This is a genomic window from Streptomyces sp. ActVer, from assembly GCF_027270795.1.
In the GTDB taxonomy this organism is placed as follows: domain Bacteria; phylum Actinomycetota; class Actinomycetes; order Streptomycetales; family Streptomycetaceae; genus Streptomyces; species Streptomyces umbrinus_A.
This window is the reverse complement of record NZ_JAPWHT010000320.1, coordinates 1-11,989: the sequence shown is the minus strand read 5'-3', so window position 1 is coordinate 11,989 and position 11,989 is coordinate 1. Positions and strand designations below refer to the sequence as shown.

Below are 11,989 nucleotides of genomic sequence, written 5' to 3'. Positions count from 1 at the left end.
GAACGCGGCGGCGATGACCTGCTCGGGTGTTTGGACCAGGGAAGCGGTGAGCCACTTGCGGTGGGCTTTCGGCCCGGAGCGGGGCGTTCGGGCCTGGGTGCTGCGACCCTCGGGCGGAGCGATCACATCGTGTGGCCGGCGCGGGGCGGGATCGGCATCGAAGACGCAGGCCAGGGTGGCCATTCGTTTGCGGTGCGGCTTCTCGCCCGGGGCGAGTCGGGTCCGCAGGGCATGCCGGCTGTTCAGGTGTGCTTTGAGCGTCGCGGGCCGCAGAGCCTCGGGCCTCATCACGACGCCCTTGCCGTCGACCTGCATCACGAGCGCGGTGGTGGCCGTCGACGGGAGAGGAATCGTGCACCGGTAGAAGTCGTCGACGTCCACTGCCGCGGCGACGACCAGCAGCTCGGCCTGCCGTTTGCCCAGCACCTTCCCGCAACGGTCCTCAATCGCGGCTGTCGCCTGGTCGTAGGAGCCGCGGACGGCTTCGAGCACGGCCAGCCGGCGCAGGCCGAACGAGTGCCGGCCGGCGGGCAGCGAGAGTTCGACGTCGGCGGGGTGGACGTTGATCAGTCCCTTCTGCCGCCAGGCGGTCCGCGTCACCGTGACCGTGCCGAACAGGCAGGCCAGCTTGCGGGAGTGCCCCGGCTCGCGGTGTGGACGGGCCAGCCCGTCCACGCCCCGGACCACTTCCGTGTTCCCCGCGAGCATTCGTTCCTGGATCTGTTCCCGCTCTCGTGCGGCGCGGAGATCGAAGTGGTCCGAGCACCCCATCCTGAAGGGGAAGTTCACCCGGCACCACCTGCGGACCCCGGCAGAGATGCTGATGGAGGAGCCGTACGACTGGTGCCGGCCGCTGACCGATGACGAGTGCCGGAATCCGTACCTGGTCGCCGTCGACATCAACATGTCGTTCGCGGCGGCCGCCAACGGCCTCACTGTCGGCTTGGACGGCCCCACTCACCTGACCGGCAACCCGGCGTTCGACCCGAAGCTGCCCGGCTCGTGGCTGGTCGACCTCTCCCACGTCGACCTGTCCCGCGTGCAGGTGGGCGGCCGCACCGTCGACGCCGACCGGCTCCCCAGCCCATTTACGCCGAAGGGCGACCGCCCGACCGGCCCGGCCTGGTACGCCACACCCACCGTCGCGTACGCGGTGGAGCTCGGCTTCGAGGTCGCGCCGATCGAAGCGCACGTGCGCCTGCAGTCCGGCCGCTACCTGGACCCCTGGTACAACCGACTGCGCGACGCGTACGTACAGACGATGGCCGACCTCGGTGTCACCACCGCGATGGGCGGGAGCGAGTTCCTGGAGGCGATGGCCCGCTCCAAGAGCACCGACCCGACGATGGCGCTGCTCGCGAAGGCGATCAAGGCGACTGCGAAGGGCGGCATCGGCAAGCTCCGGCAGCGCAACCGGGGGCAGGTGGCGTACTACGAGCCGTCGCCGGCGCTGAAGCGGGAGACATGGCGCCCCGACATCCGGGCCGCCGTGCTCGCGAACCAGCGGGTCGGCATCCACCGCAAGCTGATGAAGACCGCCGCCGCGGCCGACCTGTACCCGGTCGCGATCGGTACCGACGCCATCGTCTACCCCTCCCCGGGCCCGTCCCCGCTGGACGTCCTGCCGTACACGGACGAGGGCAAGCCGGTCGTGGGCACCTTCCGGCTCGGCGTCTCGCCGGGCATGGTCAAGCACCAGGGCACCCAGACCGTGCTGTGGGCGGAAGCGCAGTTCGAGGAGAACGGCGGCGTGTTCAACATCGCCAACCTCATCAAGAACGACCCGACCGCCGGAGAGGGGGAGTAGCCGACCATGACCGACTCGCTCGGGGACAGCCTGGACCAGGCGCTGGAGGGGGCGTTCACCCGCCGCATCCCGCAGAGCGCCCAGGCGCAGGTGAAGTACCTGGTCAAGCAGCTCAAGGGCACCAAGGCCGCCGCGCAGGCGCTCGGGGTGTCCCAGCGCACCGTGGAGCGGTACGTCGCGGGCAAGTTCAAGCGGCCCCGCCGCGACCTGCGGGACCGCATAGAGCGTGAGGTCAAGAAGCGGTGGCAGCCGCAGATTAGGGCGAAGGCCAAGAAGCGGGCCGCGAGCACCGGCGGCCTGGTCGTCTCCACCCGGGCCCGGTTCGGCTTCACGGCCGCGCCGGGCGCGACCGACGACGCCCGGATCCGCGACATCACCCAGGCCCTGCCGCCGCGCTGGGCGGATCGCCTCTTCGAGGCGCGCGACGGCGGCGCCACCGAGCAGCAGCTCCAGCGCATCGCGGCCGAAGGGCTTGCGGAGATGTACTTCCGGAACAACAACACCCGCGCCCACGGCCTGGGCGTGGAGTTCACCGACGTGGAGCACATCCAGATCGAGTTGTAGGCCGGCCGTACGCATGAGGCCTTCGGATCGGACCGGTTCGGGGACCTCAAGGGTCCACCTGCGCTTGAACATGCGGCGGCGCGAACAGTCATGCATCCCACGATGACGGAAAGCTTGCACCTCATAGAGTTATGAAACTTTTGACCGTATCGCGACTGCTGGATGTGTATCCGACACGGCAGATCTCGCAAGAAGTTCACGTGGCATGCGTCACAAGCCGGAGGATTGTCCGTCGCGATCACAGCGCCGTTGTTCACGGCACCTCGCAGCATCCCCGGAGGGGGATCGTCCCGTACATCGCTTCTGAAGAAGCGGAAGCCTCTGGCCCCCCGTTGCACCGGGGGGCTCAGCCAAGGTGCACTCACGCCAGAGAGACGCCTTGGTGGGGCCGACCACGAGGGTCAGCCGGGTCCCCATGGTGTCGCGCCATGGGGAGTTTGTGAGGTCGGAATCCGTTCCTGACACGAGATGTTAGGTCTTCCTAATCAATCTGATCAACCCTCGGGCAGGTGCGCCGGTTTTTGACCTGCGCTTTTCCAGTTGTTCAGACGATCAGCGTTCCACTTGTTCACGCTGACGCCGTATGCATCCGCCGCGCATACGATCCGAATCGGTCTTTATCTGATCGTTCGTTGGTCACAACTGTCACGTCCTGACATTCAGAAGACGGAGCATCAGATGTTGCACCGTCAACTAACGGTTATCGCAGGTCACAAGACATCGTTGTCGCCTGACGGCGAGCAACAAGTCGACACAACGGCCCCTCAGCGCTAAGGCAGAATGCCCTCAGCGCTCCGAGTGGCGGTTGCACCCGCCACTTCGATTGCACGAGCGCCGTTCGACCGCGCTATGTGATGTCCAGTCACGTTGATGCGGTGCTCCACCAGGTCACTCACGCCACATCCGTTCCCGCCCGAGCGGGCGGGAACTCTAATGGCACCCCGGGTCTTTCAGGTCCGGGGTGCAGAGAGACAGGTCCGATGCGCAGGAAGCTGCGTACGTACATCGCTGTCGGCACGGCCGCCACCATCGGCTCGGTAACGGGCCTCATCACCGCGCACACGGGCATGGACCCGGTGCACGCGGCGACCCTGGGCTCCGTGGTCTCCGGTGCCACCGGAGACCTCCTTCGACAGCTGCTCAGTGTGTCCAAGCACGACCTGCCGAACACGCCCGTGGCGCCTGCCGTCACGGGCGTGACGGCCGCGAACACCAGTGGCAGCGCCTTGGAGGCATTCCGCCCCCTCCCGCGGCAGCGTCCACTGCTTCCTGCAGGCCCGATGGCGCAGCGTGTGGCCCACCACGGCCGCCACCGACAGCTCCAGCGCAGCGCACGGCGGTTCACACAGCGCGCCGCCGTGCGCTCCGCGCGAAAGGCGGGCGGACATGGCCCGGCCTGAAAAGGAGATCGATCCCAAGGCATTCGTTCGTGAGTGTGCTGCTGATCGCCTGCTCGGCAGTGCTGACCGGGGCACGCTCCTTCGCCGCGATCGGCCAGTGGGCACGAAACGCCCCGCAGGACGCGCTCGCCCGGTTCGGGGCCCGCGCCGCGACGGTCTTCGATGTGCGGATCGCACCGAGTGCGGCGACCATCCGCCGGGTGCTGAACGCCACCTGTCCCGGCGGGCTTGCCGACCTGCTCGGATCCGATCCGGCCGGGGCCGAGACCCTCGCGGTGGACGGCAAGAGCGCCCGCGGCTCACGCCACAGCGACATCCCGGCCGCCCACCTGCTGGCCGCGATCACCGGCGCCGGCCTCACCGTCACCCAGCTGCGCGTGCCGGACAAGACGAATGAAATCACCTGCTTCGACGCCCTGTTGGCGCCCTATGACCTGACCGGCGTCACGGTCACCGCGGACGCCCTGCACTGCCAGCGCGATCACGCCCGATTCCTCGTCGGGAAGAAGGCACACTACGCCTTCACCGTGAAGCGCAACCAGAAGAACCTGCACCGCCAACTCGCCGCCCTGCCATGGCAGAAGGCGAGCGCGAAGTTCTACGACCGCACCTCCGCCCACGGCCGCCTGGAGACCCGCGTCGTCCGCGCCCTGACCATCACCGACCTCGGCGTCGACTTCCCCCACGCGGTCCAGGTCGCGAAGATCGTCCGGCACCGCACCCAGCGCGCCACCGGCAGACGCAGCCGCGAGACCGTCTACGTCATCACCGATCTGACCAGCCGCCAAGCCTCCCCCGAGCGCATCGCGAAGATCGTCCGCTCGCAATGGACCATCGAGAACCGTCTCCACTTCGTCCGCGACACCACCTTCGCCGAAGACGCCTCCAAGATCCGCACCGGACACGGCCCGGACAACATGGCCACCCTCCGCAGTTTCGCCATCAACACCCTGCGAGCCGCCGGCCACACGAACATCGCAGCCGGACTCCGCGAGATGACCTACGACAGCTTCCGCCGACCGCTGGATCTCCTCGGCCTCTCCTGACCAGCACTCACGCAAGATCAAAAGACTTTGCGACAGCCCTGCCCTCAGAGACCGCGAGAGAGTGGGCCCGTGCCGGTTCAGTCACCGCGGCACGGACCCACGGCGAATCTACCCGGCATCCCGGCGGGACGTCCCGGAGTCTCACGGCGCGGAATCACGCTTGTGGATGATGACAGCCAGTGGGTTCGGCGGGGCCGTCCCTGACAGGGGATCAGGAGCGGTGCCGGATGCGGTCTAGGTCTGCGTCGAGAACGGCCCCTTCTTCCCCGGAGCCCGCCAGGCCGTCCAGATCAAGCGCCGGCGCACTGTGCCCGTCCGAGCCGTCCGTCGTACGCGCGGCTCGGAATCAAGCACCGACACGACCAGCAAGGTGAATAACATACCCCTTGTACCCCTTTTGGCACATTATCAGTATGCGGTGTGTGGGGATATTGCTAATTTTTGATCGATAAGTGAAGTTCATCACTTCACCCGCAGGCGCTCGCTCTGCGGGCCTCTGCTTACGGCTGATGCCGCAGAACCTCGACACGGGACGCGGCTCTTGGCCTGACCGGAACTCACTACGGGAGTTCGGAATGTCCTTTGCCGGGACGACTGAACTCAACGGCGGCATGAAAGGTCACTCCTATGGCAGTGGTTGCCAACTCGTCTCGTTCACCAGGCAGAAGCCGTGTACGACATCGGCTCAAGCCGCGTCTCGCGCTCCTGTCCGGAGTAGTGCTGCTGGCCACGGCCACGGTCGCGCTGGCTTCAGGCGCCGCGCAGGCCGCAGAAGCCCCCGTTGAACTGGGGACCGCCAAGAGTTACTCGGTCCTGGCGGGTTCAACGGTCACCAACACCGGTCCCACCGTCATCAACGGCGACGTGGGACTCAGTCCGGGCTCTTCGGTGACGGGCTTCTCATCGTCGACGCCCTCCGGTCCCGGGCAGATCTTCGGCGACCTGCACGTGGCCGACGCCGAGGCCGCTCAGGCGAAGACGGACCTGACCACCGCCTACAACGACGCGGCCGGCCGGGGACCCGGAGCCGCCATTACGGCCGATCTCGGCGGACAGGTACTGGTGCCCGGCGTCTACACGGCCACGACGTCCATGGGACTCACCGGAGCCCTCACACTCAACGCCAAGGGTGACCCCAACGCCGTCTTCATCTTCCAGGCCGGATCGACGCTGACCACCGCTTCGGCCAGCAGCGTCATCCTCGTCAACGGTGCACAGCCCTGCAACGTGTTCTGGCAGGTGGGCAGTTCCGCGACTCTCGGGACCAATTCCAAATTCGTGGGCACCATCATGGCCGACCAGTCCATCACGGTAACGACGGGCACCGAGATCCAGGGCCGTGCCCTTGCGAGGATCGGCGCGGTAACGCTGGACGACAACGTCATCACGACGCCAGTCTGCGCGACTGGCCCCACCGGGCCCCCTGGCCCCACGGGTTCCCCCGGTCCTACGGGTCCCCCTGGCCCCAGCGGACCTGCCGGACCTGAGGGACCTGAGGGACCTGAAGGGCCTGAGGGACCTGAAGGATCCACCGGACCTGAGGGGCCTGAAGGGCCTGAGGGACCTGCCGGACCCAGCGGGCCTGCCGGACCTGAAGGGCCTGAGGGACCTGAGGGGCCTGAAGGATCCACCGGACCTGAGGGGCCTGAAGGGCCTGAGGGACCTGCCGGACCCAGCGGGCCTGCCGGACCTGAAGGGCCTGAGGGACCTGAGGGGCCTGAAGGATCCACCGGACCTGCCGGACCCAGCGGGCCTGCCGGACCCACCGGACCTGAAGGACCCCAGGGTCCTGCGGGACCTGGCGGTGGAGGTGATCACGACGGCCACAAGCCCGACTGCCACAAGCCCGAGGGCCCGCCCTGGGCACAGCACGGGAAGGACGAGGGTCCTCCGCCCTGGGAGCAGCAGGGGAGGGGCGTGTCGCTGAAGCCCCGGGCGACGGAATGCGGGGACTGAGCGAAACCTCGCCTGTAGCTCCTTGAGGAGAAAACCGAGATGAGTAAGGGGCACCTTCGAAAGAAGGTGCCCCTTATCGGCGCTGACAAGCACCTGACCGCAGCCATTACCTCGTCGGGAGACAAAGGGCGCGCAGCTCAGCCCTCGTGATGTGGTGGACGATTCTCTGTATGAGCACGTAGGCGGGGGTGGGCGACGCTCTGGTGGACATGAGTGCTGATCTTGATGGGCAGTCTGATCTCACTTCGCGCACGACGACACGGTGCCCTCGGCCGGGTCTCCTCGGAGTTCATGGGTGATGGCAGCCGGTGGGTTCGGCGAGAGGTCCGGCGGGGTTCTGGTGGATGGTTTTGGAGGCGGTCAGTGCGCGTGCGGCGGACCGCAGGGCCCATTCCAGGACGTCGGGAACGTGGAGGGCACCGGTTCCGTCGGGCGGGATGATCCATTCCAGATGGCCGGTCTCCCGGTAGGGCGGCGGACTGGGAATCCAGCTGCCTTTCCCGACGTGGCGGACTCCTGCTCCGACCCACTGCGCGACGGGGCCCGGGGGCAGGAGGAAACCCACGCGGTGGGCCTTGCTGTGCCGCAGAGCGGGCCCGGGGACGCGTAACGGATCATGCCAGAGCATGTCGAGGGCAGACAGGCCGAGTTCTTCCGGGACGCTGAGGACATTCCAGTAGCGTCCCGCTTCCAGCAGAACGAACCCGGTCCCGTGTTCCCACTGCCGTTTGCACGCCCTGGGGTCGGCGGCTGCTGCGGCGAGCCACTCGACACTGCGCATCCATGCTGGATTCCACATGTCCTGTCCTGAGCCTCGTTGGCTGCTCCTGACCGGGCCCGGCCAGCGCAACGGCTGAGCTGGGCGGCATACGCACAGGTCAGCTCGTTCTGATCATGCTGGTCGATGTTCGAAGCCGTCAGGAAGGGTGGCGCGCCCTGGCGCTTTTGCGTCAACAGGGGTCAACCAGCAGGAGACGATGAGCGGCCCCTGCACAAACGGGACCGCAGGACCGTGGCGCCCTGGGCAGCGTGGAGTGCAGCGTGAGCGGTCGGTGCGCCGGCTCCGGGAGCAGCGGCCGGGCAGGAACGCCGAGGGTGTCAGGGGCGGGTGTCCAGGACTATGGCCACGGTTGCAGCGATGATGGTGGCCGCGGCCAGAACGACCAGCACCGTTCGCACCACCCGCACCCGTCGACTTGCGTGGGACGCGGGGGCCGGCCCCGGCGAGACTCTCCAGGGCGCGGGCGAACGCTTGCTCTCTGCCGGTATCCGGCGGGCTTGGGCGTCCGTCTCCCGCAGTTGTACGCACCACGCGCAGGTGTCCTGTGCATGGCCGGCACGCCGGGTGCCGGGACGCGGATCGGAACAGTCGCCGAAGGCTCCCATAGCCGTTCAACGACCGACTCCCGGCAAACGGCCGGAGCTTCACCCATTTGGCCCCGGCCTCCGTGTTCAGTCCGGCCTATCGCAGGAGCCTGGCACGGCGTCGCCTCCCCGGAAGGAAGCACGTCCACCCGAGAACGACGTGGTGCCGCCTGCCGCCTGCCGTCTGCTGGTCACACGAGGTGATCAGCCGCTGAAGGCGCCGTCAGCGTGACGTCGGGTCGCAGCCGCAACCGAAGCGGGCCTCGCGGTGCTCTGGACCGGTAGTCCGTAAAGCACCCGGTTGGGAGACAGAGATGACCCCCTGGAGCAACGAGAACCTCAGTTCCTGCGCCTACGCCGACCCCTACGCCGCTCCGGAGCTCCCCGGCCAGGTCCTTGTACATCTGGGAGATCCCCTCCGCAGCACCGACTGCTTTGAAGTGCACTCCGTCAGATTCGGTGTGGATCAGATACGAACGCGGGCACTCGCATCCCGTCACAAATGCATAGAACCGTCCTCGATATACCTCCTCGAAGAGTGCGATCGGGTAGAAGACGGAGTGCTCACGGCAGAGCGCAGGAACTCTAACCTTCCCATCCACGAACGCGCTCTGTGGCAGAGAGGTTGCGGGAGTCCAAGCTCGGATCTCCACAGGTTCAAAGGTGGATTGCAGCATCTTTCCAGCCGCGAGGCGGAGAAATGAAGCTTCTGTGCATGGCTGTCCTTCTGGCCATTGCACCGGCACATCTGACGGCCATAGCTGCGGCATTCCGAGGTCCATCGTCACGCCAACCTCTAGCGTGGACGGGGTGAAGAATAGCCCGTGCAGGACGAGCGCGCCGAGGAGAAGCGTGATTGCGTATCCTTGTGGCACATCTGGTTCAGGGATGCCCGGAATCCGAACCGCGAGCGGCGTGACGTGGACAGCCGAACCCCTCGTCATTCCTTCATGCCGCCCCACCCAGAAGCGGCTTGCATCTAACGGCCGCATCCGGTCTCGGCACTGGTGAAAGACCTTGTACACAGATAGGGGAAGACCGTATCCCGCGCTCCGCTGTTCCTCGCTCGAGATGAGCATCGCCGTGAGCGCGGTCTTCTGGGCCCACATAACGATCACGGCCTGATCTTCCAGTGCGATCGTCCCCGACTTGCCGAGGATCAGTGGAGTCAGGACGCGCTGGGCGACAACCTCGAGTTGGCTCATCCATCCGCTGTTGCATGAGGCGCAGAAGTTCTTCACCGTCTGCCGATACGGGGGCTGTTGTCCCATCTCGCGGGGCAAACCGTTCAAGGGCCCGGCCCAATGCTGGACGGGACTCAGGTCCAAACCGATCTTGCTTACCCATTGGCCGAAGACATGCTCACGGGTCAGCGGCTCCCTGGAGCCGCAGAAAGCACAAGGTGCAGGCATAGGCACATTATCCGCTCTCCGTGGTCGGCGCTGCCCCGATCTGCAAGAAGAGCGGTGACTCTGCGCTTGACGGTTCAAGAGGGCGCTTTGTTGGGGTTTTTTAGAGGACGTCCCGTTCGATTGGGGGATAGTTCATGGATTGTGCCAGGTTATGGGCGTTTCGCCGGTTGCTCGTCTCGCGAGGTTCGAGATCATCGCGAGGCGGATCATGCTCTCGGAGTGGGCGGGTTTGGCCTCGTAGTCGCGAGCGAGGCGCCGGTGCATCATGATCCAACCGAAACTTCGCTCTACGACCCAGCGTCGCGGTACCACTGAGAAGCCCTTGACCTGGGTGTTTCGCGGGACGACGTCGATGCCGAGGGTGGCGCCGTGTTCGATGGCCTGGGTCTTGTAGCCGGTATCGACCCACGCCTTGGTGATCGTGGGGTGGTCGGCGGCGATCTGACTGAGCAGCTGCTTGCCGGCCTCGTTGTCGGAGACGCTGGCCGCGGTCACCATGACCAGGAGTAATAAGCCGAGGGTGTCGACGACGATGCTGCGTTTGCGGCCCACGATCTTCTTGCCGGCGTCGGTGCCCTGGGTGTCGGTGGGCACGCTGGGAGCGGTCTTGACGCTCTGCGCGTCGATGACGCAAGCCGTGGGCTCGGCAGCGCGTCCTTCCTGCTCACGGACCATTCGGTGCAGGCGGACGCCGAGTTTCTCGATGGTGCCGTCGGCGGTCCAGGCGCTGAAGTAGCTGAACACGGTGGTGTGTGGCGGGAGGTCGTGCGGAAGGTAGCGCCACGGGACCCCGGTCCGAGGAAGAGGATCGCGTCCATGACTTCCCGCAGGTCAGTGACCTTGCCGCCGAGGTTGAGCGAGGTCTTCTGCCGCTCGGCCCGCCAGGCCGTCAAGGTCGGCTCCATCAACGCCCAGCGGGCATCGGACAGGTCGCTCAGGTAGGGCTTGCGTTGCTTCGAAGAGGCCATGAGGATACTGACGCACGAGGTGTCCAACCGGGCATATCGCTCGATCGGGCGAGGCAAAAGCGGTGTTCAATCCCATATTCGAACCGGACGGGATCTCTTGGTGGGAATCGACGCAAACCGCAAGGTCATGCCCGTCTCGGCTGGCGCGACATACTGCTTGTTCTGCCTTTATGTGGCTAATCCCGACGGGTGTTGAAACCCCTCAAACGGCCGCAAAAGTAATGCGGACGTCCTCTTAGAGGACGTTCTATCTAAAACGATGGCGGTTTGTGCACATTTTATGGCCCACGCGGATAGCCGATTCACCCCAATTGCGAAGAGATAGCGACTCGGCCACCCTGCGCCTGTCATGGTTTGCGCTGAAAATCCTGTCCGGTTCGAAGATGTGACGGCTTGTCACGACTCGTGCGAACTGGCGCGTTCAACCAGCAACCTCACGGTGCAGGTGGGGCACCTGAATCAGACGCCAATCGGAGTTTTCGGCATAGAACGTCCTCTTAGCAGTCACCTCCCGACGCAGGCGGTCGCTCGCCTCCTGCTTCCAGCGGTCCGGCTGCTCCCGGAGCAGTCTGGTGAACGCTGTGGAAGAAGGCAGTGAGGTGTCAGCGGGACCGCGTACGATCTGACTTCTCCTGCGGGCGCTGTGGCGCAGATGGGCAGGCCACCGACGCGGGGAGCGGGGCATCATGGGGAAGCAGCAGCCGACGGACGGGGATATCCAGGACGCGCTGGAGTGGGCACGGCTGCGTCTGACGGAGTTGGGCTTCTTCGAGACGCAGGACGGACTGCGATGGGCAGCCGCCTACGGGCTGGTCCGGTCTGTGTGGCGCAACGGTCTTATCGAGATCGCGCATGCCTCACGGCCGACCAGCTGGCGCAGGACATTGCACGACGGGACGATGTTCGCCCGCAACACCTGGCTCACCCGGCGGGCGTTCGACGTCCTGGGCTCCGACGATCAGTTCCGTCTCTACGAGTTGGAGGACCTGGTCCTGGACCGGGACCAGGTCTGGCCGGGATGCGAGGGAACCCTGACGGACTTCGGCTGGGGATTCCTCGGGGACATCAAGAAGCACGCGAAACAGCGCATCGACATGCTCGCGCACTTCGAGCAGAGTCTGTCGCCGGACGACTTCCTCGTCTTCGCCAGCGCACCATGGTTCGGGGCCCGCGACGATCACTGTGAGTTCTCGCCTCGTCAGAGGTGCGTGAGATCGTCCACCGCTCCGTTGCCTAGGGCCCCTGCCTGCGTATGAGATTGATCTTGATTTTTGACTGTCTGCTGATGAACTGCATATTTGACGGAGCGCGCATCTATGGCCTGGAGTGTTGAAGGGCTTTGACGTGCGATCCCTCCATTTATCTGAGATTCCCTGGCAACGTTGAGAACCCTTAGTAGCTGTTGTCGTTCCGATCTTGAGCGGTGTCCGTCGAACGGGAGTCTCGATTGGGTGGTCGTGGGGTGTTCGGT

Annotated in this window: 7 protein-coding genes and 3 pseudogenes; 6 read left to right on the top strand and 4 right to left on the bottom strand. The window is 65.9% G+C overall.

Annotated features, from left to right (window positions below):
- Window positions 1–759, bottom strand: a pseudogene (locus O3Q52_RS37180) (ISKra4 family transposase); the annotation flags it as partial.
- A gap of 4 nt (window positions 760–763) precedes the next feature.
- Here O3Q52_RS37180 and O3Q52_RS37175 point away from each other — a divergent pair.
- The 5 genes and pseudogenes from O3Q52_RS37175 to O3Q52_RS37155 all read left to right on the top strand — a co-directional run.
- Window positions 764–1,807, top strand: a pseudogene (locus O3Q52_RS37175) (transcriptional regulator); the annotation flags it as partial.
- A 6-nt stretch (window positions 1,808–1,813) separates the two neighbouring features.
- The gene (locus O3Q52_RS37170) at window positions 1,814–2,371 is read left to right on the top strand and encodes an XRE family transcriptional regulator (protein WP_269653021.1); all 558 of its coding nucleotides are present in this window, start codon (window positions 1,814–1,816) and stop codon (window positions 2,369–2,371) included.
- A 980-nt stretch (window positions 2,372–3,351) separates the two neighbouring features.
- Window positions 3,352–3,771, top strand: coding sequence for a hypothetical protein (locus tag O3Q52_RS37165; RefSeq protein WP_269653020.1), 420 nt, complete (start codon window positions 3,352–3,354; stop codon window positions 3,769–3,771).
- A 29-nt stretch (window positions 3,772–3,800) separates the two neighbouring features.
- The gene (locus O3Q52_RS37160) at window positions 3,801–4,817 is read left to right on the top strand and encodes an ISAs1 family transposase (protein ID WP_269653019.1); all 1,017 of its coding nucleotides are present in this window, start codon (window positions 3,801–3,803) and stop codon (window positions 4,815–4,817) included.
- A 627-nt stretch (window positions 4,818–5,444) separates the two neighbouring features.
- Window positions 5,445–6,773: an ice-binding family protein gene (locus O3Q52_RS37155; protein WP_269653018.1), complete on the top strand. Its 1,329-nt coding sequence runs from the start codon at window positions 5,445–5,447 to the stop codon at window positions 6,771–6,773.
- 289 nt (window positions 6,774–7,062) lie between these two features.
- Here the strand turns inward: O3Q52_RS37155 and O3Q52_RS37150 are convergent, their stop codons facing one another.
- The 3 genes and pseudogenes from O3Q52_RS37150 to O3Q52_RS37140 all read right to left on the bottom strand — a co-directional run bounded on the left by O3Q52_RS37150 (window position 7,063) and on the right by O3Q52_RS37140 (window position 10,518).
- On the bottom strand, window positions 7,063–7,572 hold the full coding sequence (locus O3Q52_RS37150; protein WP_269653017.1) for a hypothetical protein: 510 nt from the start codon (window positions 7,570–7,572) through the stop codon (window positions 7,063–7,065).
- Window positions 7,573–8,329: 757 nt separating this feature from the next.
- Window positions 8,330–9,343: a hypothetical protein gene (locus O3Q52_RS37145; protein ID WP_269653016.1), complete on the bottom strand. Its 1,014-nt coding sequence runs from the start codon at window positions 9,341–9,343 to the stop codon at window positions 8,330–8,332.
- 339 nt (window positions 9,344–9,682) lie between these two features.
- Window positions 9,683–10,518, bottom strand: a pseudogene (locus tag O3Q52_RS37140) (IS5 family transposase).
- Window positions 10,519–11,204: 686 nt separating this feature from the next.
- On the opposite strand from O3Q52_RS37140, the gene O3Q52_RS37135 reads away from it, so the two are divergent.
- Entirely contained in the window at window positions 11,205–11,774 is a 570-nt protein-coding gene (locus O3Q52_RS37135; protein ID WP_269653015.1) for a hypothetical protein, read from the top strand.
- Window positions 11,775–11,989 lie beyond the last annotated feature (215 nt).